The sequence below is a fragment of the Streptomyces sp. WAC 06738 genome (assembly GCF_003945505.1).
Taxonomy (GTDB): Bacteria; Actinomycetota; Actinomycetes; order Streptomycetales; family Streptomycetaceae; genus Streptomyces.
Genome location: NZ_CP029618.1, coordinates 1039922 through 1065974, shown reverse-complemented (window position 1 = coordinate 1065974; position 26053 = coordinate 1039922). Strand labels below are relative to the sequence as shown.

Sequence of the window (26053 nt, the reverse complement as noted above, 5' to 3'; positions counted from 1 at the left end):
GGGACGTCAGCGGCGCCCGCGGCGCAGGACGTCGGCCGCCCGGTCGATCAGCCACGCGGTCGCGGGTACCACCGCCAGCGCGGTGAACCAGCCGCCGAGGACGTCCGTCGGATAGTGCGCGTCGAGGGCGACCTGCGCCCAGCCCATGACCCCGCCGGCGGCCAGCGCCGCGGCGAGGACGAGCGCGGTGCCGGCCGCCCCGCCGAGGCCGAGCCGGCGCGTCGCCAGCATCGCCGCCACCAGGGCGAGGGCGGTGGCGAAGGCGGTGTGCCCGCTCGGGTAGGAGAGGTGCCCGCCGTGAATGGTGCGTCCCACCAGCGGCTTGAGCAGCATCGTCGCGCCCACGGCGACACCGGCGCCGGTGACGGCGAGCACCGCCGCGCGAGGCCGCCGGAGCACCAGGCAGCCGGCCACGGCGACCAGCACCAGCGCCGCGGCCCCGGCCGGCTCGCCCCAGAAGTCCGTGGCCAGCGCCACGTCCCGCCACGGCGGCCCGACGACGTGCTCCGCAGGCCGCAGCCACCCGTCCACCCTGCCGGGCTTGCTCTCACCGGCGGCGAGCACCCCGAGCACGGCGACCGCCAGCGCCGCGAGGACCGCCACCGCCCCGAGCCCCGCGCGCAGCGAGGTGTGCAACACCCCGGACCCACCCCGGCCCGCCCACCCCTCACGTAACCGAATGATCCGCCCCCACTCCACGCCGCCACCCCTCCAGCGACCCTAGCCGCCCCCCACCGCACGGTCGACGCCGCAGACCCGGGTACCGGCCACCCGGCGCCGCGGCCGGAGACCGAAAGCGGCCCTGCCACAGGCAGACGCACTGTTCCAGGTACGGGGCCTTGCCCTAGCCGGCCGGCTCTCAGGGCGTCGGGTGAGGCTGGTCGTCCGCGGTTCGTTCTTCCTCGCGTGGCGCACGGAGGATACGGGTGCTGGTCCCCTCAAGGGCGAGATCGAGCATCGGCGCGAAGGTTCCGCCGAAACCTGCCCGTGCTTCGTCGGGCCCCGCTTGGGCAGGGTTCTCGCCGTCGGCGGACCGGTAGTTCAGGAAGCTTGTCACCCGGAGCGAGGAGAGGACGAGCCAGGCGTAGGCCTGGTCGGGGTGTGCGGGAGGGTTCTGGATGACCAGACCGGACCGGTTGAGAGGTTCGTAAGGACCCCACAGTGTGGGAGCGACGAAGCCGTAGAGACCTGTCGGCGCGGAGTCCGGGGGGTGGAACGACCGGCGGGTGGTGCAGAAGAAGAGGTAGTACCGCGACCGGTGGGCCACGACGTGGGGGCGTTCGATCTCGTGATTGACGCCGTCGGCGACCAGCAGGGGCGGGAGCAGGACCCAGCCACCGGAGGCTGCTCGGGCGATGGCGACCGCACCCATGAAGCCCTCGGGCCCGGGGACGGAGGCGGCGACGAGGAGATATTCGCGCCCGTCTGCGGGGTCGCGGAACCAACTGGGGTCGCGGAAGGCCCTGATCCGCCCCGGACCGCCGTCGAGCTCGTCCGCCGGCTCGTAGGAGCGGCCGTCGGAACGCAGGACTTCGCGATGCTCGACGCCCTGCTCGAGTTCGATGGCCTGTCCGCCGGTGAGCAGTTCCGGCCGTGCTTCGACGATTCGCTGGCGGAAGGTCGGGCGGGATTCTCCGGCCCGGCCCGCCGCGGTGTAGAAGACCGACACCGTGCCGTCGGGCCGGATGACCGCGGAGCCCGACCATTCGCGGCTGCCGAGGGACGTGCCGGCGGCGAACACGTGGCCGAGGTCTTCCCAGCGCTCATCCGACCTGGCCAGGAGCCGGATGCGGGCGCGGTCGTGGCGATGCTCCGGATGTCCCGCGGCCGGCGCGGAGAGCGCCATCCAGAGCCCGGCGCCGTGGACGACGGCCGGAGCGCCGTCGGATTGCTGCAGCGGCCACGCGTCCCAGATGTCGTGGTGCGGCAACACGCGGGGCCGCGCCGCCGCGGGGGCAGGTGGTGCGGTGGTCGCCGGAGACTCGACGAGCGCGTCGAGATGGCGGCGGGTCCATCGGGTGGGCCGGGTCCCGCTCACCTCTCACCCACCCCGGCAGCCGGGGCCTGCGCCGCAGCCGGTTCGCGCGGCTCCGCGGTCGCGTTCGTCTCCATGATGCTCACCACTGGCTGGTTCAACCCTTCACCGAGCCCTGCAGCAGGGCTGCTACGAAACGACGCTGGAAGATCAGAAAGATGATCAGTGTGGGTGCCAGGATGAGCAGCGATCCCGCGCACAGGAGTGGGATGTTGGTCCCCCACTGGCCCTGGAAGGCTCCGAGCGCGCCCGCCATGGTCCGGCTGGTCGGATCGTCCACCAGCACGATGGCGAGCAGGAACTGGTTCCAGGTCCACAGGAACAGCAGGATCGCGAGCGATGAGATCGCCGGCATGGCCAGGGGGACATGGATGCGCCAGAACGACTGCCACACGTTGGCGCCGTCGATCTCGGCCGCCTCGGAGAGCTCGTCGGGGACGTTGATGAAGTGCGCCCGCATCCAGAAGATCGCGAACGGCATGAAGAGGCCGATGAGCGGCAGGATGATCGCCCACCTGGTGTTGAGCATGCCCATGTCGCGGACCAGGTAGTACAGCGGGGTGATGATGCCCTCGTAGGGGAGGGTGAGGCCGAACACGAACAGTAGGAAGACCGCGCGGGCTCCCACCATCCTGAGGTGGCCGATGGCGAAGCCCGCCATCGTCGCCAGCACCACGGCGACAGGCACCACACCGACCACGATGAGCGCGCTCGACTTCAGCAGCTCGCCCATGTTCGAGAGCCGGAACGCCTCCGCGAAGTTGCCCCACTGCGGGTCGCTCGGCCACTGCAGTCCCTGCGGGTAACTCCCGGCGGGGTGCAGGGCGGTGACAAAGAGGCTGATGAACGGGACGACGGTCACCGTCATCAGCAGGACGAGGAACAGCCTTCCGGTCCAGACCTCGCGACGCCCGACGATCACCGGGCCTCCCGTGTGAGTCGCTGGATGGGCAGCACACACGCCAGCACCAGCACCATCAGCACCACGGCCAGGGCGGAGGCCAGGCCCACCTCCCGGCTGAAGAACGCCAGCCGGTAGATCTGCAGGCCGGGAACCATCGTCGAGTTGCCCGGGCCGCCCTGCGTGGAGATGTAGATGATGTCGAAGCTGGCCAGGGCCGCGATGACCGTGACGGTGACGCAGACGCCGATCTCCTGCCGGAGGCTCGGTACGGTGATCGAGAAGAACTCCCGCAGCGGTCCCGCGCCGTCGATCCGCGCGGCTTCGTACAGCGTCGGGTCGATCTTGCTCATTCCGGCGAGGAGCAGCAGCGTGCAGAGACCCAGCAGGACCCAGGCACCGATCACGCCCACCGCTGGGAGCGCGGTGCCGAAGTCGCCCAGCCACGCACGGGTGACGCCGTCGAGCCCCACCGCGGACAGCACCTGGTTGACCAGACCGTCCGAGGCCAGCAGCCAGCTCCAGGTGATGCCCGCGGCTACCAGCGGGATGACCTGGGGGACGAAGACCACGGTCCTGGCGGCAAGCGCGAGGCGTGTCGTCGCGATGCCGCGGATGGTGTTCGCGATCGCCAGACCCAAGACCACCGGAACCGCGCAGAAGTAGAGGATCAACTCGAATGCGTGGAAAATCGTGTCGAGCAGCTCGGGATCGGTGAAGACCTGCGCGTAGTTGTCGAGCCCGACCCAGGTGGACGGTCCGACGCCGTCCCAGTCGTACAGCGAGTACTGAATCGTCAGGCCCATCGGGTACAGGACGAAGACCGCGTAGGCCAGCAGGGCCGGCGCGGTGAACAGCCACGCGGCCTTCTGCCGGGAGCGGTGCCGCTGCCGGCGGACGGCCCTGCCGTTCGTCTTCGCCGCCGTCGCGGTCTTCGCCATCCCGACCGTACGGGCGGGGATCGCGCGTGCCATCGGCGTCAGTCCTCGACCTGTCGCTCGTAGTCGCTCTGGACGGCTTCCAGCAACTGCCGGGAGGTCGCCTCACCCGCGGCGAGCTTCTGCAACTGCGGGGTCCAGCTCTCGGCGTAGATGGAGCCTGTGGCGTTGGCGATGAAGTCCATCGCACCGTCGGCTGCGGCGATCTCAGCCCCCGCCGCCAGGGTCTGCGCGGTGACCGTCCCCTTCTCCGTCTCCGGCATGGAGGCATCGGGCAGGCCCATCGGGTGCGAACCGCCGACGTCCACCGCGATGGCGCGGGCCTTGTCGTCGGTCGCCACCCAGTCGAGGAAGAACGCCGCGCAGTCGGCGTTCTTCGCGTTCTTCCCGATGCCGAAGGTCAGCGGCGCCGACATCGTGGCAGGTTTCCCGCCCTCGGCCGCCGGCGGGAAGAGGAAGAAGCCCGCGTCGCCCTTCATCTGCTTGTCCAGGTTGCCGGACTCCCAGTCGCCGTTGAACATGAACAGTCCGTCACCGGCGATGAACTTGCTCATCATCTTCGCGTAGTCCATCGCGTTGCCGTCGGGGTCGAAATAGCCTGCCTCAACCCATTTCTCCAGGTGCCGTGCCGCATCGCGGTTCGGCGGCGTATCGATCGTGGCGCCTTCCTTCTGGAAGATCCATTCGTTGATGGGGCCGGGATCGCCGTAGGCCGCCATCAGGTTCTGGAGGGGGAACGCGAACCCGCCGGTGGCGCCGCCGTTGAACTGCACGATCGGTGTCACGCCGGCCTTCTCGGCCTTCTCGAGCGCAGCGTCGAACTCGGCGAGCGAGGTCGGCGGGGACGTCATCCCGATCCGCTCGGCCAGCTTCTCGTTGTAGAACACCCCGGTCATGCTGAAGTTGAGGCCCATCCCGTAGAGCGGCCCCTCTCCGCGCGGGCGACCGCCGGGGCCCAGGCGCAGTTGCTCCAACTGGCCCTCGGGCCACTTGTCCCAGCCGAAGGCTTTCGCATACCCGTCGAGGTCCTTCAGCAGGTCGTCCTTTACCAGCTCGGAAAGCTGCGGGAGCCGCATCAGGTCCGGCGGGTTCTCGGCGAGGAGCCGCGGCGCGTTCTGCGTGATCACCGCGAACTGGTCCTCGCGGATGTTCCACTTGACGTTCGGATACTGCTTCGTGAACTCGTCGGTGAGCGCCTTCGGCATCGGGAATCCGGTCTCGAAGTAGCCCTGCATCGTGATCGGTTCGTCGCCGCAGGAGGGGGCACCCGCCGCGGCGTCTTTGGTTTCGGTCTGCTCGGGACCGCTGTCGTCTCCCGGCCCGCTGCAGGCGGCAGCGAGCAGGGCGCCCGTCAGCGCGATCAGTCCAAGTGCGGTGTGACTGCGGCTCGTACGACGCGACATGGCGTCTCCCTCGTAGAAGGGTGGAGGTGCCTCCGGCTCTGGACAGGGGGACGCCCCGGAGGCGGGCGGGATGTGGGGAGGATCGAAGGCGATCGGCGTCTCGCGGCTGGTTGCTAAATCGGATTAGCGCGGTTAGTGTCACGGCGTGCGCCGTCCCGTGTCAAGCTTCTGTACCGGGTCAATGCGGGGGAGGTCTCTCGGTGAGTCCAGGACGCGTCACGCTGGCCGATGTCGCCAGGCGGGCCGGTGTATCGCCCACCACTGCGTCGCTCGTCCTCTCCGGGCGGGGCCGCGAATTGCGCATCTCCGAGGGGGTCGAGCAGAAGGTCCTCAAGGCCGCCGACGAACTGCGGTACCGGCCCAACATCGTCTCCGTCGGCCTGCGTACCGGTAAGAGCCGGACGATCGGCTTCGTCTCCGACACCGTCGCGACCTCACGGCTCGCCGGCGACATGATCAAGGGGGCGCTCGAAGCCGCGCGGGAGCGCGGCGTGATGCTGTTCATCGGTGAGACCGAGGGCGAGACCGACCTCGAAGGCGGGCTGCTCCAGGCGATGCAGGACCGCCAGGTGGACGGCATCATCCTGGCCTCGATGTTCACGCGGGCCGTGCAGGTCCCCGAGGGGCTTGCCAGCAGTCCGGCGGTCCTGCTCAACGCCGTCGCAGAAGAGGCGTCCACGCTGCCGTCGGTCCTGCCGGACGAGGTCGAGGCCGGCCGCGCCGCCGCGCGAGTCCTGCTCGACGCCGGTCACCGCGACGGAATACACGTCATCGGTGCGGGTCCCCGGGTGCGCGACGTACCGCCGGAAGCGCTCGCCGGCGTCGAACGGCTCACCGGTATCCGCGAGGTCTTCAGCCGGGCGGAGGTCGAGCTCGCCAGCGGTCGGGTCTGCGCCGACTGGCAGCCCGAGCACGGCTACGAAGCCACCAGGGAACTCCTCGGCCAGGTACATCCGCGTGCCCTGATCTGCCTCAACGACCGGATCGCGCTCGGTGCGTACCAGGCCCTGGACGACCACGGCCTGAAGGTGCCCGCAGACGTCTCCGTGGTCTCCTTCGACGACCATCCCATCGCCACATGGATCCGGCCCAAACTCACCACGGTGGCACTGCAGCACTACGAACTCGGCCGAAAGGCCGTCGACGTTCTCTTCACCGAGATCGAGCGGCACCACAAGGGGGTCGGCCCGGACCAACGGACCCACCGCGTGCCCATGCCGGTACGGATGCGCGAATCCGTCGCGCCGCCCGGTGCGTGACGCCAGGGGCCCCGACACCGCGTGGAGGAGTCACACACCGGTCGGCCCGCCGGTGTCGGGGGTGCCGATTCCGGGCCCCGTCAGCGGCAGGGCCGGGTGGCCTCAGTGCAACGCCTGAGCGAAGCCGGGCAGGTGGCCCGACGAGGACCTACCCGCCCACGCAAAGCGCCGAGCGGCGTGCCGGCGGCCGGGGGTTCCTCCTGCGGTCGGCGTCCCCTCGACCGTTCCCAGGGCTTCGTGCCTGCTGGATGAGAGGCGCAGTGGTCGTGCCGACGGCGGTCAGTCGTTCGGGCCGGCGTCATCCAGCAGCGTGGGGGACTGGTCTTTGACACGGCGTTCGTGCTCGATGCCGCCGGTGCGGTCGTGATCCGCATCAACGCGAACAACTACCGTCGGGGTCGGCGCGTAGAGTCGGGCCGATGAACGCTCCGGAGCCCACTGATCCGCAGGCCGAAGCCGCACGAGGTCGTCTTCCTCTCTGGCTCGATCCGCAGGATCTGAGCTGGCTGGCCCGGCACTGCTGCTGCGGCGACGGCGCTACGGATGAGGACAGGGACCGTTGCGGAAGACTTCGGTTCCGTGCCAGTGCGGCCTTGCACAAGCACGAATCCTCTGGCTGAGCCACCGCTTGTGGGCCCGCAACGCGGCCGGGATCGCTTATGGCGGGATCTGCCACCTGCCTAGTGCCGCATCAGGCAAGGTTTGCCCTGCGGTGACGTGGGCGGGATCCGTCCCACTGTTCGCGAGGTCAGTCAGGTGTGTCCCGGTGGCGCTTCAGTCGAAGTCGCTGGAGGAAGAGAGGCCCTCGACGAAGGACCCGAAGTCCGGGGCGAGGGCCAACTCCACGCTGAAATCAGCGTCGAACCACGCGACTGAAGGTTCTCCGTGTCGGCCGCACGCACGGTAGTCCAGCGCGATCCAGTAGTGTCCGTCGCCCGAGAGGAGTACGAGAGGCGAGGGCAGATCCCATTCCTCGACCAGGTAGGGGCTGTCGAGCAACGAAACTGCGCGTTCGCGGTGGCCGATGCCCATCAGATGGTCGAACGGGATGTGGTCCTCGCTCCAGGAGGTCGGCTTGTCTGTCCGGAACGCGTTCCGAGTGCCTGTCACCTGGCCACCGTTCTGAGCGCGCAACAGATCAAGCAGCGAGGTTGGGAGCGTGACGTCGAGCAGTTGCTCGGCCTCCTGCACATCCTGGTCAGTCAGCGGCCGCTGCACGCCGTAGTTGCTGGAGGTGTCCCAGAACGCGGGCTGCACATCGTCAGAACCAGCCATGACACGAATCGTAGGACTTCGGGATGCGGTTGACCGCCGGAAGCGGCTCCGGCGTCCAGAATGATCACGTGGCTGAACGTGTGCGGGTGCGGGAAATCGATGACGGCGAGGGGCGCCGGTTGCTGCGGATCGTTCGCCGCGGGACCGGGTCCGTGGTGACCTGGCGGCGGGCGCAGATGGTGCTGCTGTCCGCGCAGGACATGCCGGTGGACAAGATCGCTGCGGTGACGTTCACCAGCGCGGACCGGGTCCGCGACGTGATCCACAACTTCAACACGGACGGCTTCGACTCGCTCTACCCGAAGTACAAGGGCGGACGGCCCAGGACCTTCACGCTGCCTGAGCGACGCGAGATCAAGAAGATCGCCAAATCCAAGCCGGCCGAGCACGGCCTGCCGTTCTCGGCCTGGAGCCTGGTCAAGCTGGCCGACTTCTTGGTCGCCGAGGGGGTGGTCGACGACATCAGCCACGAGGGCCTGCGGGTCCTGCTCCGCGAGGAGGGCGTCTCCTTTCAACGCGTGAAGACTTGGAAGACCTCCAAGGATCCCGACTACGAGGCGAAGAAGGCTCGGGTCGAGCACCTCTACGCCATCGCCGACGGCGAGGTGATACCCGAGATGGGCGAGCCCGAAGTCATCTTCTGCATAGACGAGTTCGGTCCGCTGAACCTGCAACCCCATCCCGGGCGCCAGTGGGCCGAGCGCGGCGGCAAGGGCAAGGACCCCGACCGCCAGCCGCGGCCGCGCCGCCGCGCGACCTACACCCGCCCGCACGGGGTCCGGCAGCTGTTCGCGGCCTACGACCTGGGCAAGGACCAGCTCTACGGCCACATTAAGAAGAACAAGAACCGCTCGAAGTTCTTGGAGTTCTGCCGCTACGTGCGCTCCCTCCACCAGTCCGACGTGCGTATTGCCATCGTGTGCGACAACTACTCGCCGCACCTGGCTACCAAGCGGTGCCGCCGGGTGGCGAACTGGGCCGAGGCCAACAACGTTGAGATCGCCTAGACCCCGACCAACTCCTCGTGGCTGAACCGGATCGAGGCCCAGTTCACGGCACTGCGCTACTTCACCCTCGACGGCACCGACCACCCCAGCCACAAGGCCCAGGGCAGCATGATCCGCCGCTACATCATCTGGCGGAACAAGCACGCCCAAGACGAGCGCCTTCGCGACGTCGTGAACAAGGCGAACGTTGCCTGATGCGGCACTAGTACGGCGTGGCCGCGCGGGCCTCGCCGAGTGCGGCGACGGCGATCTCGATGTCGTGGGCGCGCGTGCGGTGGCTGGTGACGCACAGCCGGATCGCGGGTCGGCCGTCGAGTCGTACGCGGCTGATCCACGCCCGCCCGCCGCGTACGACGTGGGCGACCACCGCCGCGTGCCACGCGTCGCTGCGGTCGGGGCCGTGCGCCTCGGCGCCGGGATCGGCGACGCAGATCACCGGCAGCGGGGAGTCGTTGATCCGTGGCCAGCCGTCCTCCGCCAGCCGCCGGGCGAGCAGGATCCCCAGCTCGGTGTCGCGTTCCACCTGCCGGGCGAAGGCCCCCCGGCCCGCCGCGGCCAGGGCGAGGAACACTTTCAGCCCCGCGAACCGGCGCGACCACTGCACACCGGTGCGGTACGGGTCCGGCGCCGTGTCGCTGTCCGGGGGCATGTACCCGGTGCTCACCCGGAAGCTCTCGGCCAGGGCGCCGGGGTGCGCGGTGAGGAAGATGCCCGCGCCCATGGGAGCGGAGAGCCACTTGTGCGCGTCGACGGTGACGCTGTCGGCCCGCTCCACGCCCGCGAGCAGCGGACGCAGCCGGTCGGAGAGCGCCGCCGCCCCGGCCCAGGCCGCGTCCACGTGGAAGTGCAGCCCCCAGGCGGCGGCGAGCCGTGCCAGTTCCGGCAGCGGGTCCACGGCGCCGCCGCCGGTGGTGCCGGCGGTGCCGACGAGCAGGAACGGTGTTCGTCCTGCCGCGACGTCCCCGTCGTAGAGGTCGCGGAGCCGGGCGATGTCCATCCGGCCCGCGGAGTCGACAGGGACGAGTCGCACAGCGCGCCGGCCGAGGCCGGTCATCTGCGCGATCTTCAGCCAGGCGAGGTGGCTCTCGGCTGAGGCGTAGAGCACCGGCTGACCTCGCAGGGCGGTGAGCCCGGCGTCCGGGTAGGCGGGGAAGTGCCGGGTCAGGGCGACGACGACGGCGGTGAGGTTGGCTTCGGCGCCGCCCGTGGTGAAGTTGCCGTCCGCGGCGGGCGGAAGGCCCAGGCGGCCGGCGAGGAAGCGCAGGACGTGCCGTTCGATCTCGACGGCGGCCGGGGCGTGTTCGTATGCGGCGAGCTGCGGGTTGACGCCGGCGGCGACCAGCTCGCCGGCGATGCCCCACCACGTGGGCGTGGGGACGAACAGGCCCAGATAGCGCGGATGCGTGGCGTGCACTCCCCAGCGTCGCAGCGCGGCGGTCACCTCCGCGAGCACCTCACCCGCCGGGCGCGGTCCGCTGAAGTCGTGGCCGGCGAGCCAGTCGCGGATCCGTCCGCTCTCCGGCTCCGCGGGCGCCACCGGTCCCTCGGCGACCGCCTCGGCGTGATGCGCGACCAGCTCGACGGCTTCGATGAGGAGCCGGGCACCCGCCCGGGTGCCGATGTCCAGCGGTCCCGGCTTCCCGAGTACGCCGGACGTGGCTTCGACCGCGTCTTTCATGAGCCCACCTTGGAACGCTCCGCAGCGAGCCCTCCAGGACCAAAGACGACGCAATCCACCGGACCAAATGACGCACCGGGGAGACCCGCCGCGCCACCGTCGTACGGTAGCGGGGTGACCTCCGTGAAGCCGCCCCGGACCGCCCCGGGAGCGGCTACACTCCAGCCCTTTCTGTGAAACGCCAGGCCAGGCAACCAGACCACTGCCGAAGGCCGGATCGCCATGAGACCACGTTGGTGACTTCTTGCCCTCCCACACCTGCCCGGTCAGATCGACATCCATTGAGGAGACGATCGTGTCCTCTGTGATCGTGCGCGGCGCCGAAGGCACCGGAGGCCCCGCCCACCCGACCGCCCCGGAAGGGACTGACGGCGCCTCTCCCCGGCATCACCGGGGTGGCTTCTTGCGGTTCGTACGGGGAGCGCCCGACAGGCGCGCTGCCGTAGCCCGACGAGCGGTAGCAGAGCAACCGAGGAGCGACGAAGTGACCGAACTGCGACTGCTGGGCCCGGTGGAACTGCGCGGGCGGACGGCCGGCAGTACGCGCTGGGGCACCGCAGCCTGCGGACAGTACCCCCGCGCAACTACCGCCGGATGTGGCCGGGTTCAACGGGCGGGAGGAGTATCTGAGCCGCCTGGAGAGGCTGTCGCCGACGGCGGGCGAAGACTCGCCCGGTGCGACGATCTGCGCGGTGGTCGGTACTGCCGGGGTGGGGAAGACCGCGCTGGCGGTGCACTGGGCCCACCGTGCCGCGGAGCGTTTCCCGGACGGACAGTTGTACGTGTACCTGCGCGGGTTCGCGGCGGCGGACAGTCCCACCGACCCAGCCGAGGCTCTGCGCGGCTTCCTGCAGGCGTTGCGGGTCCCGGACAGCCAGATCCCCGAGGGCACCGACGCACGCACCGGGCTCTTCCGCGGCCTGCTGGCGGGCCGGCGGATGCTGGTGGTGCTCGACAACGCCCGCGACGCCGGGCAGATTCGCCATGCACGACCTGCTGCGTGACTACGCCGCCGAGTTGGCGCGCGAAGAGGAGGAGGAAGAGCGGCGCGAGGCAGCCGTGGGGCGGGTGCTCGATTACTATCTGCATTCGGCGCATGGCGCGTGCCGGACCCTGTGGGCGCACCGTGACCGGTTCCCGGACCTCGGCCCTGCCCCGTCCGGTGTCACTCCCGAGGTGTTCGCCGAGGCGGGTCCGGCCTTCGCCTGGTTCGCCGCCGAACGGCGCACGCTCACCGACGCCGTGCGACTCGCCGCGAGGGCCGGGCTCGACGGTCACGTCGTCCGCCTGGGCCGCAGGCTGGGCACCTACCTCGACCGTGACGGGCGCTGGATCGAGCAGGGCCGGCTGTTGCGGACGGTCCTCGCGACGGCCCGCCGGACGGGCGGCGACCCCGCGGGCGACGCCGAGCTGGCCGCCGTCCTGTGCGACCAGGCCCGCTCCGCCTTCCGCCTGGGCGACCTCGATCAGGCCCGCGAGCATCTGGACAGCGACGCGCAGGCCGACATCGGCGACATCGGCGCCGCCCGGGCCTCCTGGACACGAGCCCTGCGCATCTTCGAAGACCTCCGCCACCCGGCCGCCGCCGAATCCCGCTCCCGCCTGCAAGCCGCGTAGGCGACCTCTCTGCTGTGCCGGCCACCCGGTTGCGTCCCGCTCCGTCAAGACGCCGCCGTCAGACTTTCGTTACAAGGGGGGCTCGTACCAGCAGCGGTCGCTGAAGGCGCCGCTAACGTGTGATCTGGCCGTGTGGGATTGACTCACGACGAGGGGATCGGATCATGGCGGGGAGTCTCGAGACCGACACTGCTCGTGTGCGGGCCGCTGCTTCGCGAACCGCGGCAGCCGGTTCTGCGCGGTTGTCGTATGGGTTGCATCTCGGTGCGCCGCCACTCGAGGCGCGGGAGCAACTCAGCGAGGGCGTGGTCGATTTCGCGGCCCGCGTGGCGCAGGTGTTCCGGTTGCTCTTGCCCGGGCACATCCGGGATGGCCTGCGGAACGTGCCAGAGGCACTCACCAGACCGCACGAGATGCTCTACGTCGGAGCGACCGAGTTGTTGCGTTCGGGTGATTCCTGGTTCGCCGCCCCCACCGGCCGTGACCCGGACGGCCCACGCGGCCATCTGGATCCGCTCTGGCCACTGGATGCTCTGTTCGGTGCCGGTGGCGACATCATCGAGGCCGGTACGGACACCATCCGTGACGCCGCCACCACTCACTATCGGCTCACCGTCGACATCGCGGCGGCGGACCAGCTTCTGCCCACAGGAATCGAAGTGCCGGAGGCGCCCGTCCGTCGCTTGCGCGAGCTGCCGGCGGAGGTGTGGCTGGACGACGCGGGCCGAGCGCGCCGAATCGCGATCCAGAACGCCGCCGGCAACCGTCAGGCCTGGAAGGTCACCGAGTTCTGGGACTTCGGCGTCGCGGTGGCGATCACCCCTCCCGATGCCGACCAGATCACGACCGCAGACCCCGCCGACTTGCAGCGGATCTTCATGGGAGACAGCTGGGCCTCATCTCCTCCGCCACCGCGGCCGACTACGTGACCTGGCGCCGCGACGACATCCGGCACGAGGCCGGTCGAGAACCAGTGCGGGTGTTCATCGCGCAAACGCACCGCCCCGCTGAGAACGATAGCTACGCCAAGTGGGAGACGGGCCAGCACACCGGTCCCGCCTACACGTGCGGCCGGTCCTTGCCGGTGAGCCGTTCGAGTGTTGATTGACGGCCGGGCCTTCGCTTTCGACGGCCGGAATGCTCTGGCGGATAGCGTTGATGCGCCCCAGGTGTGGGTGTACCTCACGGGCCCCAGAACGGCCGTTCGAGGGCTTCCAGCGGTTTCCGGCGCGCAGACAATGTAAGGGCCTGACATGTCCAACCACTTCACCGGCCTCAGCCTCGGGCCACCACTCGGCGACCAGCGCCTCGATCTGTGCGACCTCTACGCCTTCGGGGCACCCGGCGATCCGACGAGGACTGTTCTCATCCTCAACGCCAATCCCAACGCAGACGCCATGCACCCCGACGCTGTGTACCGCCTGAACATTGACAACGACGGCGATTACCTGACCGACCACGCTTTCAGCTGGGTCTTCAGCCCGCCGGCATCCGACGGCTCGCAGACGTACAGCGTCTTCATGGCAACCGGTGCGGAGTCCCGCAGGCCCGAGGCGGTCGGCACCAAGATCGTGTCGGACGCCGCCGTCTCCTTCGGCCCTCAGGCCAACGTGGTCAGCAGCGGCGACTACAAGGTGGCTGCCGGTAGCCGCAGTGACGCCTTCTTCTTCGACTTCGATGGAATCAAGAACCTGTTCGACACCAGCGGCAAACGGAATTTCACCGAGCCGCATCCGGGCGGAAAATCCCCGTGGACCGGCGTCGACTCCAACAGCAGGGCCAACGTCTTCTCCATGGCCATCGAACTGCCGACCGCACAACTGGCTCCCAATCACGAGCTGCACATCTGGGGCCGGTGCAGCGTCATGCGCGACGGCGAACTCGTTCACGTGGACCGCGCCGGACACCCGTCAATGAGCAGCTTCTTCAACACCGACGACACGAAGGAGGAGTACAACGCAAGCGAGCCGGTCAACGACCGGGCCAGGTGGACGGACCAGTTCGTCCACCTGCTTGGCCACACCGGCGGCTACTCGCGCGAGGAGGCGATCGTCGCGCTCGACGAGCACGGCCTGCTGCCCGACGTGCTGCACTTCAACCCCGCCATGCCCGCTGCGTATCCCAATGGCCGGACATTCACGGAAGACGTCATCGATATCCGCGTCGCGTTCCTCACCAAGAACGAGGCGCCGCCCACCGGCCTGACGCCGCACACCGACACCCTGGACCGGTTCCCCTACCTCGGCGACCCGCACCCGGCAACCACCTCCTGACGGTCCCCGTGAGGGTGTGCCGCGGCCGCGGAGCCCCACGACCTCATCGGGCACCAACGCGCTCGCGATCCGCGGCGTCTGCCGGTGTTGGCCTGCCATGCGAAGAATGATCTCTCGTCGGTCGCGGCCGCCGTCGCCGGCGCGTGCTGTCCTGTCTCGCGCCCGCCGACCATGTCGTGGTCGTCACCGCCACCGCGGAGAAAGAACTCCGGCGAACGAGGACGAGGGCGCGGACGGCCCCTCGATCGAGAAGAAGCTGAGGGGCTGGTCCGCGACCGATCTCGCCGCCGCGCTCGACGCCGCGAAGCCCGTCGAGAGGCGGTAGGGGGACGGCCCCGCGGACCCCGACGGCACACGGGCCGCCGCGCAGTGCCCGGCGGCTACTCCGTCCCCGGCGTGGCCTGGCCGCGCGGGCTCTCGGGTCGTTCGGGCTGCTCTCCGGCGGACTCGTGGATCTTGGCCGCTACGGTCCGGAACACCCGGCCGATCGTCTCCAGGTCGGCCGGGCTGAGCAGGTCGACGAAGTGCTCGCGCACCGTCTCGACGTTGTCCTTGGCGGCCTCGACCAGCAGCGCCTGCCCGGCTCCGGTGAGCGAGGCGACCACGCCGCGCTTGTCGTCCGCGTCGTCGCCTCGGCGGACGAGCCCGCGGGCCTCCAGCCGGGAGACCGTGTGTGAGAGCCGGCTGCGCGAGTAGTACGAGAGCTCGGCGAGTTCGGCCATGCGCATACGGCCCCCGGGGGCTTCGGAGAGCCGCATCAGGATCTCGAAGTCGGCCAGCGAGAGGTGGTGACGGCTGCGCAGCCGCCGGTCGCGCACGTCCACCAGGAGCGCCGATCCTTCCACGTAGGAGCGCCAGGAGCGCTGCTGATCGTCGTCCAGCCACCGTGTGCCACTCATGGCCTGAAGAGTAACAGTTGAAGATTTCAACAAGTCGGGTAGGCTGGCGAGGTAGTTGAACAATTCAACTGTCCTGGCGGTGGTCACCGGCTGTGCCGGCGAGGAGGTCCCGTGAACGCGAAGTTGTTGGTGCTCGCCTCCGGCAACTTCGTTGTCGGGGTCTCGACGTTCGTGATCGCGCCTCTGCTCGGGCGCATCGGCCCGGACCTGGACGTCAGCCGGACGGCCGCCGCGCAGCTCGTCGTGGTGTACGCGCTCGCCTACGCGCTCGGCGGCCCGGTGCTCACCGCGCTGGCCGGGCATCGGCCGTCACGGCAACTGCTGTGCGTGGCGCTGGCCGTGTTCGGCGCCGGCAACGGCCTGACCGCGGTCGCGGCGAACTTCCCGGGTGCGGTCGCGGCACGCGCGCTCGCCGGCGTGGGCGCCGGAGTGTACACCGCCAACGCGCTCGCGGTCGCACGCCGCCTGGCTCCCGGCGACCGGCAAGGACGTGCCGTGGCCGTGGTGGTGGGCGGGCTGACGACAGCGATCGTGCTCGGCCTTCCGCTCGGCGCATGGTTGGGCGGCGCGACCGGCTGGCGGCTCGTGCTCGGCCTTCTCTCCCTGGTCACCTTGCTGCCCATGGCCGCGATCCGGCTGCTGCCGGCATTCGGAGGTTCCCCCGCGGTACCGCTCGCCGCGCGCGTCGCACCGCTGCGCGACCGGCGGGTGCTGGCCACGCTGCTGGCGACCTGGCTGTGCCTGACGGCGAGTTGGACGGTCTTCAACTTCATCGACGAGGTGCTGCTGGAGGCCACCGGAGGCGACCCGGATCGCCAGTTCCCGGCGCTGCTCGTCTTCGGCGCCGGCGCCGTGGCCGGCAACCTGCTCGCCGGGCGGCTGGCTGACCGCTTCGGCCCTGACCGGACGATCGCGGTGGTGGCTCCAGGACTGGTCGTGGCGGTGCTGGTGGTCCCGCTGGCAGCGGTCGCCATGCCGCCGGCGCTGCTCGGCATCGGCGCCTGGGCGATGCTGCACTGGATGGTGAACGTTCCGCAGCAGATGCGGGTCGTCGCCGCCGCGCCAGAGGCGGCCCCCGTCGTTCTCGGTCTGCACCAGAGCACCATCTACCTGGGCATCAGCGCCGGCGGCTTCGTCGGCTCGCTCGGCTACGGACTGGCGGGCCGAAGCGGCATCGGCTACGCCGCCTTCCTCACCGGACTCACGGCGCTCACCGCACTGTGGTGGTCCTTCCGCACGCGCCACCCCTCCAGACCATCCCCACCACCCGCCCCCACGCACACGCAAGCGCCGAGGCAGAAGAAGGTAAGAAGGTCATGACGGATCGAGTCACCATCACCGGCGTACGGGTCTTCGACGGCCGACGGCTGTCCGAACCACGCGATGTCGTCGTCGCCGACGGCGTGATCGGCACCGACGACGACACCGGCCCTTCCGGCGGCGACGTCGTGAGCGCCGACGGAGGCGTGCTGCTGCCCGGCCTGATCGATGCGCACGTCCACCTCGGTGGCCGCCAGACTCCGGAGAGGCTCTGCTCGTACGGCGTCACCACGGCGCTGGACATGTCGAGCTACCCCCCGCAACGGATGGCCGCCCTGCGGGACACGCCGCGCGGGGCCGACATCCGCAGCGCGGGCATCCCGGCGATCGGGCCCGGCGGTCTGCACGCACGTATCCCCGCGATGCCGGCCGACGCGGTGGTGACCCGCCCCGGCCAAGCCGAGCCGTTCGTCGCCGCGCGGCTGGCCGAGGGCAGCGACTACATCAAGATCATCGCCGACCCGGGCGACGGCGGCCCGGACCAGCCGACCGTCACGGCGCTCGTCCGCGCGGCGCACGCCCGCAACGTCCGGGTCGTAGTGCACGCGACGTCCCGGGATGCCGTCCTCCAGGCTCTCGACGCCCGCGCGGACATCGTCACCCACCTCCCGCTCGGCGCGCCGCTGGATCGCCCGGTCGTCGACCGCCTCGCGGCCGAGGGCTGCATCGTGGTGCCCACCCTCACCATGATGGAAGGCATCGCGGCGGGCACCGGCAGGCCGGGGGCCTTCGCGGGCACCTCCCGAAGCGTCGCTCTGCTCCAGCGGGCCGGGGTTCCCGTCGTCGCCGGCACCGATACCAACGACACCGCCGGCGTGCCGTTCCAGCCCGAGGGCGGCACCAGCCTCCACCACGAACTGGAACTGCTCGTCGACGCCGGGCTGAGTGCCGCCGAGGCGCTCCGCGCGGCGACGGGACTGGCGGCCCAGGCGTTCGGCCTGACCGACCGCGGTTCCGTCGAGGCGGGGCTACGGGCCGACTTGGTCCTCATCGACGGCGATCCGCTGGCCGACATCCGCGCCACCCGGAACATCCGCCGCATCTGGTGCGGTGGTGTGGAGCATCAGCCGGCCGGCCGGTACCCCGACTCCGAAGAGCGGGAACCGGAGCGACCGCCGGCCGAGGACCGCGGGACGCACGCCCGTGTGCGAGAAGAAGGCTGACCGGGGATGCCCGACCTGCGACTGCTGGGACCGGTCGAACTGCGTGGCGCCGACGACCGCCGCTACTCCCTCGGGCCGCCCCAGCAGCGATGCGTCATGGCCGTGCTCGCGATGACCCCGGGGCGGCTGGTGCCGGTGGAGACACTGATCGCGCGTGTGTGGCGCGACGAGCCCACGAGCGACATGCGCGACGCCGTCTACACCTACGTCTCGCGGCTGCGCCGCACGCTGCGGCAGGTGGAAGAGGGCAGCACACCGGTGCCGGAGATCCGCCGTGACAACGGCGGGTACGTGCTGACCCTCGACGACGCGCACGTGGATCTGCACCGCGCCCGGAGTCTGGTCCGCCAGGCCCGGCAGCAGCAGGCCGGCGACCCCGTGCGGTCGGCGGAACTGCTCGGCGAGGCCGCCGCGTTGTGGCGCGGTACCCCGCTGGCCGGGTTGCGCGGACTGTGGGCGGAGCAGATGCGTGTAGGACTGCAGCGCGAACTGGTGACGCTGCTGACCGAGCGCTACGACCTGGAGCTGCGGCTGGGCCGCCATGCACAGTCCGTGGTGGCGCTCTCGGCCGAGGTGGTCGACCATCCGCTGGCGGAGCCGCTGACCGGGCTGCTGATGCTGGCGCTGTACCGGTCCGGCCGGCAGGCCGACGCGTTGCAGGCGTACTCCCGAACCCGGGACATGCTCGTCCAGCGGATCGGCGAGGAACCCGGCCCGGAGCTGCGCCGGCTGCATGAGCAGGTGCTGCGCCGAGACCCCGCGCTGGAGCAGGCCCCAGACCTCCGGCGCCGGCCGGTGGACCGGCGGGATCGGATCGGAGAGCCTCACCCCGCCATCCGCACCTCCGTCCGGGGCGGCTCGCCCGACGCCCCCGCGACCGGGTGTCCTGCGCAACTTCCTCCCGATGACGCCGGGTTCGTCGGGCGCGGGGCGTACGCGGAACGCCTGGACCGGATGGGGGAGCAAGCCGCCGGCCCGTCGCGCGGCGCGGCGGTCTGTGTCATCACCGGCAGCGCCGGGGTGGGCAAGACCGCCCTGGCCCTGCACTGGGCACACCGGGTGGCCGGGGCCTTCCCGGCCGGGCAGCTGTACGTCAACCTGCGCGGCTACGCGGCCGCTGACTCCCCGATGGAGCCGGCCGAGGCGCTCCACGGCTTCCTGCAGGCACTCGGGGTCGCCGACGACGGGATACCGCAGAGCACAGACGCCCGTACGGCGCTGTTCCGCAGCCTCCTGGCCGGACGGCGGTTCCTCGTCGTGCTGGACAACGCCCGCGACACCGACCAGGTGGTGCCGCTGCTGCCCGGAGCTTCCGGCTGCGCCACCGTGGTCACCAGCCGCCGGCAGATGCCCTACCTCGTCGCCACCACCGGCGCGGACCAGATCATCCTCCCGCCGTTCAGCCCTGAGGAGGCGCGGAGCATGCTCTTCCGGCTGACGGGGGAGGAGCGTGCGGAAAACCGGGAACAGGCGGTGGCCGAGGTCGTCGCCGGGGGTGTCCGCTTGCCGCTGGCTCTCCGCCTTATCGCCCCGCGTCTCACCGCCGCACCAGGGCATGCGCGCGGGGCACCGCAGATGTCCGGCAGCGCTCCCTTCGTCGACGTGCGAGCGGTGTTCACCTGGTCCTACGGTCACCTCAGCCCTGCGGCCGCCCGGCTCTTCCGCCTGCTCGGGCTGCATCCGGGACCTGAGCTGAGCACCGGTGCCGCCGCCGGTCTGGCGGGCCTGGACCCCCGGCGGGCCAGGCCGCTGCTCTCCGAACTCACCCGCGCCGGCCTGCTCACCGAACCGGCCCCCGACTGGTTCACCGTGCACGACCTGCTGCGCGACTACGCCGCCGAACTGGCCCGTACGCACGACACCGCGGCCGACCGCCAGGACGCCGTGCAACGAGCCCTGGACCACTACGTGCACTCGGCCCACGCCGCGTGCCGCCCGCCTGCCCTGCCCGACCCGGCCCGGCGACCCCGGTGCCTCGCCGGCTGGCGCCACCCCTAGGACCAGGACCGGTTTGGTCAAGGTCTGGGCAGAGGATCCGTCAAGGTGCGGCGGGAACGATATGCGTGAGGACGAGACTGCTGGGGCTGAGTGTGCTGCGGGCCACGTGCGCCGATCTTCTCGGGCACGCCGTCGGCCGCCCGCGGGGGCGGCGACCCGGCAGCGCTCCGTCACGTGCCGTCCCCGCACACCGCTTGCTCATCCAAGGAGCGGTCGCACCGCATCGTGTACCGGCTAGGTTCGGACCCACGTGCGAAGCGCATGCACCGCATTCCGCAGGGTGGAGGCAGGGATGAAGGGGATCACCTTCCCGGCGTGGCAGGGGAGTCGCTATGTGACCCTCGCGGAACTGGTGGTCTGCCTTGGCGACTTCGCGTTGGACCTGACATGGCGGGTCGAGTGCGAAGAGATCGTCGACACCCGTTGCGTCGAGATGCAGAAACGGTCCGCAGAGGGCGACTTGGACACGTTGACGTTGTTGTCGCTGACGACTCCCGGCTTTCAGATGATCGACGCCCAGGCCAGGGGATTCGCCGGTGAGGCAGCCGTGGTCGTGCTCACCGAAGTGGACAGCTCGTCCTGGGAGATCAGTGCCGTCGACCCGGCCGTGCTCCGCCCGTTCCGGGGCCGCTACCGGGGTGTGAGGGCGCTCTGAAGCTCCGCGACCCTCCACGGGGGGCCTGCTCAGCCCAGGGTGCGGCGGGCCAGGCGGCGGTGCTTGAGTGCGAGGTGGAGGTCCAGCCGGACGAGCCCGTCGGTGAGGTCGGCGCCGAGTAGCTCGCTGATGCGGCCGAGCCGGTAGTACAGGCTGGTGCGGTGCAGGTGCAGGTGGGTGGCCGTGCGGCCCGCGTCACCGCCGAGGTCGAGGTAGGTCTCCAGGGTGTGCAGGAGCATCGGCGCGGAGGCGCCGGCCCGGTCGAGCGGGGCGAGGCCGTCGTCCGAGGGCGGCGGGCCCGAGTGCAGGAGCCTGCGGTACGGGCCGAGGTCGCGCCAGGCCAGCGGGGTGGGCAGGGCCGGGTCCAGCGCGGCGAGTTCCGCGGCGGCCAGCGCCTGGGCGTGCGCGGTGCGGGCCGCGTCGACGGTGAACGGCGCCGGGTCACCCGCCCCGATGACGGCCGCAGGACCGTTGCGGCCCAGGTCCGAGGCGGACGGGCCCGCGCAACCAGCGGGGCTGACCGCCGTGTTGGCGATCCGGTCGAGCGCGTCGGCGAGGCCCTCGTCCGCCCCGTGCCGCGCCAGCACCACCGCGTGGCTCTCGCCGACGAACGAACCGACGTAGCCCGCGTACGCGCGCAATCCGGCCGGCAGCGCGGCGACCAGGCGCCGGAACTCGCCCTCGCCGAACGGCGTCGTTCCCCCGCGCCCAGGGGCCGCGGGCACCGCGGCGTAGACCCGGATCCTCGCCCCGAGCAGGCTCGGCGCCGCCGCGGCGAGGCGATCAAGGACGTCCCGGGGCGGTGACTCACCGAGCAGGGCGCGGAGCAACTCGCCGACGTCCCGGCGCTCCGTCGGGGCGGCCTCCGGCGGATGCGGGTCGAGCACCGGGGCCATGGCGCGCGCGGCGCGCAGGGCCGCGGCCCGCGCCACGTCGTCCAGCACCGCGCCCGCGTCGAGCACCCAGAGGTAGCCGAGGCAACCGCGGCCTCGCCGGATCGGCACGCACAGCCGGGCGGCCATGCCGAGCCCGGCGTTGGCCGGCACGTGGACGGGCCCGGTCGCTTCCGCGATGCCGTGCCGCAGCTCCCACTCCAGCACCGCAGGATCCACCTGCCGGGAGAGGATGGCCGCGATCCGCACCTGGTCGGCGTCGGCTCCCTGGGCGCTGTACGCGATGAGCCGGCCGTCCGGGGCGTCGACGGACAGGCTGTGGCCGAGCTCGTCCGCGAGCCTGTCGAGCTCTTGTTGAAGGCTTCCGGCGTCAGCCACGGGACCGTCCTCCGCGTGCCGGGCGACCGGTCCGCTGGGCGCCGGTCGGGATCCGCTGGATGCGGCTGGATTCCGACAAGTGTAGGAGAGCACGCCCGCAGGTCCCGTCCACTGTCCGATGCCCCCGCGACCGGCCCCGGCCTAGCGTGGTGCTCCGCCCCCTTCCGGCCGTCGGCACCGGGCCGGGAGCCCCCGTCCCACCTCAGCGAGGAGAGCGCGGATGAGACATGCCCTGGCGGCCCGCCCGTGGGTGCCCGAACCCGGCGAGCAGTTGATGCGCACGGTCGCCGGGGCCGTGGCCGCCCGGCCCGTACGCGCCACGCTCGCCGAGATCGACCGGTTGGTGGAGGAGAACCGGCGCATCCACGAGCGCGACACGCTCAACCTCGACCCGGCCTCGAACGTCATGAACCCGCGGGCCGAGGCGCTGCTGTCGGCCGGACTGGGCACCCGGCCGTCGCTGGGCCACCCCGGTGCCAAGTACGAGACGGGCCTGGAGGCCATCGAGCGGATCGAGGTCATCGCCGCGGAACTGGCCGCGGAGGTGTTCTCGGCGCGCTACGCCGAGGTCCGCGTCGGCTCCGGGGCACTTGCCAACCTGTATGCCTTCATGGCGACCTGCCGCCCCGGTGACACGGTCATCGCGCCGCCCGCCGCCGTGGGCGGGCATGTCACCCACCATGCCGCGGGCGCCGCCGGCCGCTACGGGCTGCGCACCGTACCCGCGCCCGTCGACGCGCGCGGCTGCACCGTCGACCCCGTCGCCCTGCGCGCCCTGGCCCGCCGGGAGCGGCCGGCGCTGATCACCGTCGGCGGCAGCCTGAACCTGTTTCCGCATCCGGTCACCGCGCTACGGGAGATCGCCGACGAGGTGGGCGCCCGGGTGCTCTTCGACGCCGCGCACCTGTGCGGTCCCATCGCCGCGCGGGTGTGGCCGCAGCCGCTGGCCGAGGGCGCGCACCTGATGTCCATGAGCACGTACAAGAGTCTCGGTGGCCCGGCCGGCGGGCTCGTCGTCACCGACGACGCCGAGCTCGCGGAGCGTATCGACGCCATCGCCCACCCGGGGCTGACCGCCAACTTCGACGCGGCCAGGACCGCCGCGCTGGCCGTCACCCTGCTCGACTGGAAGGCCGCCGGGCGCGCGTACGGGAAGGCCATGACCGCCACGGCGCGGCGGCTGGCCGCCGAGCTGGCGGCGCTGGGCGTGCCGGTTTTCGCGGCTCGGCGGGGCGGTACGCGCTCGCACCAGTTCGCCGTCGAGGCGCACCGCTACGGCGGCGGGCAGCGGGCCGCCCGCAGGCTGCGCGCGGCGGGGCTGCTGGCGTGCGGGATCGGGTTGCCCTCCGGGCCGACCGCCGGGGGCGAGCCGGACGGGCTGCGCCTCGGCACCCCGGAGGTCGCGCGGCTCGGGATGGGGGAGCGGGACATGCCCACCCTGGCGCGCCTGATCGCCCGCGGGCTCGACGAGGACGTCGCCCCGGCGGCCGTCGCGGCCGAGGTGGCGGGCTGGCGCGCGGCGTTCTCCGGCGTGCACTTCACCGTGGACAACCCCACCGCAGGAGAGGCGGACACCCATGGCTGACCGTACGCACCACCCCGCAGCACGGCCCCGGCACACCGGGGCGGCCCCGGACTTGATGGAGCTGACCTGGCTGGGCGGCAATCCCGGCGACGGCTGGTACGAGATGACCGAGGGGCTGATCCGCCTCCTCGACGGCCGGGATCCGGCCCTGCGCCTCTCGCTGGCCGCCGGCGGCGGCCGGGAGAATCTGGCCCGGATCCGGGACGGCGAGGGGCATGTGGGCATGAGTACGGACGTCGTGGTGGCCGCGGCGTACAACGGTGGCCCGCCCTTCGGCACTCCGATGAGCACACTGCGTGTCCTCGGTACGGGCTGGTCGCCGCTGCCGTACAACCTGCTGCGGGCGGCCGACGCCGCAGCCGGACCCGGGGAGGTGATCGCCGGGGGCGGGGCGCGGTTCGGCGCACCGCCGGAGGACACCACGGACGAGCTGATGTTCCGCAACGTCGTCGGCCACTACGGCGCCACGTACGACGCCATCCGGGCCCGCGGCGGCCGGGTGCTGCTCGACGGCTACGACGCGCTGGTCCGCGCGCTGCACGCGGGGGAGATCGACTACGTCTTCGGGGCCACGACGCTGCCCGCGCCGAGCATCGCCGCCGCGGCCGGCGGCGTCCGCACGCTCGAACTCGCCCCGCTGCCCGCGGACCTCGTCGACCACCTCGCGCGGCGCTACGGGTGCTCCCGGGGCGTCATCCCGGCCGGCACCTACCCGGGCCTGCACACCGGGGACGTGGCCACCTGCTTCGCCGAGACGGTCCTCGTCGTCGCCGCCGACCTGGCTCCCGGCACGGCGTACGCCCTCACCCGCCTGCTCCTCGGCGCCCGCGACCACCTGCCCGCGGCACACCCCTCGCTGGCCCTCTTCAACCCCGCCACCGCCTGGCGCAACGTCCCGGCCCCGCTCCACCCCGGCGCGGCACGCGCGTACCGGGAGGCGGGATTCATGACCTGAGAACGACGCCGCGGCCGGTGCCACCCCAGAACCATGACGGGAGCCGTCAAGGTTTGGGCAGAGGGCCCGTCAAGATGCGGCGGGCACGATGGGCGGTGAAGACCGTGACATCGTCGTTTCGTCGGACGACGGCCCCCAGGTTCCGTACGGGGGCGGCTCCCGGCAACCGGAAATGAGAAGGTCTCCACCGCCGATGGGCCGCTCATCGGCCATGTCAGATTTCATCAAGGTTCTGTCCGGCGATGCTTACTACGCTTGCCGGCCTTGGCCGCGGCCGACCAGCCGTCTCGGCGCCGTGGCACGAGCACGTATGAGGGAGAGACGAACCCCCATGAGCACACGTACGGCAATCTCCTTCCGTGCCCTGGCCGCTGTCGCGCTGTTGTCCCTGATAGCAGCCGGATGCGGTGGTGGTGGCGACGGGGACGGCCACGAGCGCCGCAACCCCCCGCAGTCGTCCGGTACCCCCGGCGAAGCCGAGGAGCCGCCCCCCGCCACGGCGTTCGCGACCGAGGCCGCCTTCTCCCTCGGAACCGGACCGGTGCGGCACCCGCCCGTCGCGCTGCACCGGCAGAACGCCTGGGTCGCGGGGGAAACGGGCCTGACCATGGTCGACCTGGCCACCGGGGAGGAAACCACGCGCCTGGAACCTCGGCGCCGGCCGCTGCACGAGGCGTGGCAGGAGTCGGCCGGGCGACGGGACGAGGCCCGGGCAGCAGAGCTGGAGAAGCATGGTGCCCAGCGCAGGCTTCCGCGACCGCTGCTCACCCGCATAGGCGGTACCCGGGCGGTCGTGGCCGCGGTCCCTGTCAAGGGGGAGCGGCAGGACCTGGCGGTGGAGATCCTGGCGGCGAACGCCGAGACGGGCGAGCGGTTGTGGGGCCTCCTCATCGAGCCGGGCGTCCTGGCGGGAGGGAACGCCGAGGGGCTCTCTGCTCCGGTGCTCCACGGCCATGACGGCACGGCCGTCGTCCAGGTGGCGAAGGCGGATCGCATGCTGGGCTCGCTGGGCATCGACCTCGACAGGCCGGAACTCGTCTGGGAGGAGGACGAATTCCTGGCCATGGCGGGCTCCGGCGACGACCTGGCGGGCATGTCGTTCCCGGACGGCGGCGGGATACGCCTGCTGGGGGCGGTGCTGACCGACGGCGAGCACACGTGGAGCGAGGACATCTCGAAGTACGCCTCGATCGCCCCCTGCGGCCCGTGGCTGGCCGTCGAGGACTTCGACGACGACCGGGGTCCGCTCCTGATCGACATGGACAGCGGCGACGTCACCCACACCCGTGACGACGGCCTGGTCAGCGGCATGTCCTGCTGGGAGGGCGAAGGCGGTACGACGGTGGTGCTCGCTTCGAACGGCGAGGGGGACGAAGGAGACAAGGAGCGAGGCGGGGCGATCGGCCTGGACGCCACCAGTGGAGAGGTTCTGTGGCGGCTCCGGCACGGGAAGTGGGAGGGCAGGGTCTCGGCCTCGTACGAGGACCGCCTGTACCTCAAGGCGGGGGAGGGGCTGGTGGTGCGGGACGCCCGCACCGGTCGGGTCCTCGGCAACGCGCCGGGCATCGCTCCGCAGCAAGTCAACGGCTACGCGGGGCTGATCGCCGCGGGGGACGGTGTCGACGTCCACCCGGCCGAGCGGTGAGCAGCGCTCGTTCGCCCCCGCCGGACTCACCCCCGCCCCGATCCGCCGGTCCCAGGGTGCACCGGAGCGCCTGCGGTGATCCACCGCAGGCGTCGGTGCGTGCCGTCCGAGACTGACCGGCGCTGTCCTCGGCACCCGATCTGAAGCACCGCTACGACCTCGCCCCAGACGGACAT

21 protein-coding genes and 1 pseudogene are annotated in these 26053 nt (G+C 71.4%); 13 read left to right on the top strand and 9 right to left on the bottom strand.

Annotated elements, in window-relative coordinates; translation table 11 throughout:
- Window positions 1-6: 6 nt before the first annotated feature.
- The 5 genes from DMB38_RS04335 to DMB38_RS04315 form a co-directional block, all read right to left on the bottom strand.
- On the bottom strand, window positions 7-639 hold the full coding sequence (locus tag DMB38_RS04335; RefSeq protein ID WP_125934022.1) for a phosphatase PAP2 family protein: 633 nt from the start codon (window positions 637-639) through the stop codon (window positions 7-9).
- 220 nt (window positions 640-859) lie between these two features.
- On the bottom strand, window positions 860-2038 hold the full coding sequence (locus tag DMB38_RS04330; protein ID WP_125934021.1) for a glycoside hydrolase family 68 protein: 1179 nt from the start codon (window positions 2036-2038) through the stop codon (window positions 860-862).
- A gap of 94 nt (window positions 2039-2132) precedes the next feature.
- On the bottom strand, window positions 2133-2957 hold the full coding sequence (locus DMB38_RS04325) for a carbohydrate ABC transporter permease (RefSeq protein ID WP_125934020.1): 825 nt from the start codon (window positions 2955-2957) through the stop codon (window positions 2133-2135).
- On the bottom strand, window positions 2954-3910 hold the full coding sequence (locus DMB38_RS04320; RefSeq protein WP_240661969.1) for a sugar ABC transporter permease: 957 nt from the start codon (window positions 3908-3910) through the stop codon (window positions 2954-2956). Before DMB38_RS04320 ends, DMB38_RS04325 begins: the two co-directional genes overlap by 4 nt.
- Before the next feature lie 5 nt (window positions 3911-3915).
- Entirely contained in the window at window positions 3916-5277 is a 1362-nt protein-coding gene (locus tag DMB38_RS04315; RefSeq protein ID WP_125934019.1) for an extracellular solute-binding protein, read from the bottom strand.
- A 200-nt stretch (window positions 5278-5477) separates the two neighbouring features.
- Between DMB38_RS04315 and DMB38_RS04310 the strand changes: the two genes are divergently transcribed.
- On the top strand, window positions 5478-6536 hold the full coding sequence (locus DMB38_RS04310) for a LacI family DNA-binding transcriptional regulator (protein ID WP_125934018.1): 1059 nt from the start codon (window positions 5478-5480) through the stop codon (window positions 6534-6536).
- A 774-nt stretch (window positions 6537-7310) separates the two neighbouring features.
- Here the strand turns inward: DMB38_RS04310 and DMB38_RS04300 are convergent.
- On the bottom strand, window positions 7311-7811 hold the full coding sequence (locus tag DMB38_RS04300; protein ID WP_052770170.1) for an SMI1/KNR4 family protein: 501 nt from the start codon (window positions 7809-7811) through the stop codon (window positions 7311-7313).
- A gap of 68 nt (window positions 7812-7879) precedes the next feature.
- Here DMB38_RS04300 and DMB38_RS04290 point away from each other — a divergent pair.
- Window positions 7880-9013, top strand: a pseudogene (locus DMB38_RS04290) (IS630 family transposase).
- Between the two features lie 7 nt (window positions 9014-9020).
- Here DMB38_RS04290 and DMB38_RS04285 read toward each other — a convergent pair.
- Window positions 9021-10496: a pyridoxal-dependent decarboxylase gene (locus DMB38_RS04285; protein WP_164715923.1), complete on the bottom strand. Its 1476-nt coding sequence runs from the start codon at window positions 10494-10496 to the stop codon at window positions 9021-9023.
- Between the two features lie 692 nt (window positions 10497-11188).
- Between DMB38_RS04285 and DMB38_RS04280 the strand changes: the two genes are divergently transcribed.
- The 4 genes from DMB38_RS04280 (at window position 11189) to DMB38_RS04265 (ending at window position 14386) form a co-directional block, all read left to right on the top strand.
- Window positions 11189-11500, top strand: coding sequence for a hypothetical protein (locus DMB38_RS04280; RefSeq protein ID WP_125934014.1), 312 nt, complete (start codon window positions 11189-11191; stop codon window positions 11498-11500).
- A complete protein-coding gene (locus DMB38_RS04275) occupies window positions 11481-12113 on the top strand; it encodes a hypothetical protein (protein WP_125934013.1) in 633 nt (210 codons plus the stop codon). Before DMB38_RS04280 ends, DMB38_RS04275 begins: the two co-directional genes overlap by 20 nt.
- Before the next feature lie 164 nt (window positions 12114-12277).
- Window positions 12278-13042, top strand: a complete 765-nt coding sequence (locus tag DMB38_RS04270; RefSeq protein WP_125934012.1) for a hypothetical protein — start codon at window positions 12278-12280, stop codon at window positions 13040-13042.
- A 324-nt stretch (window positions 13043-13366) separates the two neighbouring features.
- Entirely contained in the window at window positions 13367-14386 is a 1020-nt protein-coding gene (locus tag DMB38_RS04265) for a DUF4331 family protein (protein WP_125934011.1), read from the top strand.
- A 380-nt stretch (window positions 14387-14766) separates the two neighbouring features.
- Here the strand turns inward: DMB38_RS04265 and DMB38_RS04260 are convergent, their stop codons facing one another.
- Entirely contained in the window at window positions 14767-15285 is a 519-nt protein-coding gene (locus DMB38_RS04260) for a MarR family transcriptional regulator (protein WP_125934010.1), read from the bottom strand.
- A 111-nt stretch (window positions 15286-15396) separates the two neighbouring features.
- Between DMB38_RS04260 and DMB38_RS04255 the strand changes: the two genes are divergently transcribed.
- From DMB38_RS04255 to DMB38_RS04240, 4 genes are all read left to right on the top strand, one after another.
- Entirely contained in the window at window positions 15397-16605 is a 1209-nt protein-coding gene (locus tag DMB38_RS04255) for an MFS transporter (protein WP_164715922.1), read from the top strand.
- Entirely contained in the window at window positions 16602-17768 is a 1167-nt protein-coding gene (locus DMB38_RS04250) for an amidohydrolase family protein (RefSeq protein ID WP_125934008.1), read from the top strand. Before DMB38_RS04255 ends, DMB38_RS04250 begins: the two co-directional genes overlap by 4 nt.
- A gap of 6 nt (window positions 17769-17774) precedes the next feature.
- A complete protein-coding gene (locus DMB38_RS04245) occupies window positions 17775-19766 on the top strand; it encodes an AfsR/SARP family transcriptional regulator (protein ID WP_125934007.1) in 1992 nt (663 codons plus the stop codon).
- A 292-nt stretch (window positions 19767-20058) separates the two neighbouring features.
- Window positions 20059-20421, top strand: coding sequence for a hypothetical protein (locus DMB38_RS04240; protein ID WP_125934006.1), 363 nt, complete (start codon window positions 20059-20061; stop codon window positions 20419-20421).
- Between the two features lie 29 nt (window positions 20422-20450).
- On the opposite strand, the gene DMB38_RS04235 is transcribed toward DMB38_RS04240, so the two are convergent.
- A complete protein-coding gene (locus tag DMB38_RS04235; RefSeq protein ID WP_125934005.1) occupies window positions 20451-21692 on the bottom strand; it encodes a helix-turn-helix domain-containing protein in 1242 nt (413 codons plus the stop codon).
- 220 nt (window positions 21693-21912) lie between these two features.
- Here DMB38_RS04235 and DMB38_RS04230 point away from each other — a divergent pair, with 220 nt between their 5' ends.
- The 3 genes from DMB38_RS04230 to DMB38_RS04220 all read left to right on the top strand — a co-directional run bounded on the left by DMB38_RS04230 (window position 21913) and on the right by DMB38_RS04220 (window position 25877).
- Window positions 21913-23277, top strand: a complete 1365-nt coding sequence (locus tag DMB38_RS04230; RefSeq protein ID WP_125934004.1) for an aminotransferase class I/II-fold pyridoxal phosphate-dependent enzyme — start codon at window positions 21913-21915, stop codon at window positions 23275-23277.
- Entirely contained in the window at window positions 23270-24232 is a 963-nt protein-coding gene (locus DMB38_RS04225; RefSeq protein ID WP_125934003.1) for a TAXI family TRAP transporter solute-binding subunit, read from the top strand. The genes DMB38_RS04230 and DMB38_RS04225 overlap by 8 nt, the downstream gene beginning before the upstream one ends.
- A gap of 331 nt (window positions 24233-24563) precedes the next feature.
- Entirely contained in the window at window positions 24564-25877 is a 1314-nt protein-coding gene (locus tag DMB38_RS04220; RefSeq protein ID WP_125934002.1) for a hypothetical protein, read from the top strand.
- Window positions 25878-26053 lie beyond the last annotated feature (176 nt).

What these genes read in the sequence shown, in the direction of transcription:
- DMB38_RS04320 (WP_240661969.1), bottom strand. Translation starts at nt 3,910, where the DNA reads ATGGCACGCGCGATCCCCGCCCGTACGGTCGGGATGGCGAAGACCGCG.
- DMB38_RS04270 (WP_125934012.1), top strand. Translation starts at nt 12,278, where the DNA reads ATGGCGGGGAGTCTCGAGACCGACACTGCTCGTGTGCGGGCCGCTGCT.
- DMB38_RS04265 (WP_125934011.1), top strand. Translation starts at nt 13,367, where the DNA reads ATGTCCAACCACTTCACCGGCCTCAGCCTCGGGCCACCACTCGGCGAC.
- DMB38_RS04220 (WP_125934002.1), top strand. Translation starts at nt 24,564, where the DNA reads ATGAGCACACGTACGGCAATCTCCTTCCGTGCCCTGGCCGCTGTCGCG.
- DMB38_RS04240 (WP_125934006.1), top strand. Translation starts at nt 20,059, where the DNA reads ATGAAGGGGATCACCTTCCCGGCGTGGCAGGGGAGTCGCTATGTGACC.
- DMB38_RS04260 (WP_125934010.1), bottom strand. Translation starts at nt 15,285, where the DNA reads ATGAGTGGCACACGGTGGCTGGACGACGATCAGCAGCGCTCCTGGCGC.
- DMB38_RS04245 (WP_125934007.1), top strand. Translation starts at nt 17,775, where the DNA reads ATGCCCGACCTGCGACTGCTGGGACCGGTCGAACTGCGTGGCGCCGAC.
- DMB38_RS04230 (WP_125934004.1), top strand. Translation starts at nt 21,913, where the DNA reads ATGAGACATGCCCTGGCGGCCCGCCCGTGGGTGCCCGAACCCGGCGAG.
- DMB38_RS04275 (WP_125934013.1), top strand. Translation starts at nt 11,481, where the DNA reads ATGCACGACCTGCTGCGTGACTACGCCGCCGAGTTGGCGCGCGAAGAG.
- DMB38_RS04250 (WP_125934008.1), top strand. Translation starts at nt 16,602, where the DNA reads ATGACGGATCGAGTCACCATCACCGGCGTACGGGTCTTCGACGGCCGA.
- DMB38_RS04315 (WP_125934019.1), bottom strand. Translation starts at nt 5,277, where the DNA reads ATGTCGCGTCGTACGAGCCGCAGTCACACCGCACTTGGACTGATCGCG.
- DMB38_RS04300 (WP_052770170.1), bottom strand. Translation starts at nt 7,811, where the DNA reads ATGGCTGGTTCTGACGATGTGCAGCCCGCGTTCTGGGACACCTCCAGC.
- DMB38_RS04285 (WP_164715923.1), bottom strand. Translation starts at nt 10,496, where the DNA reads ATGAAAGACGCGGTCGAAGCCACGTCCGGCGTACTCGGGAAGCCGGGA.
- DMB38_RS04225 (WP_125934003.1), top strand. Translation starts at nt 23,270, where the DNA reads ATGGCTGACCGTACGCACCACCCCGCAGCACGGCCCCGGCACACCGGG.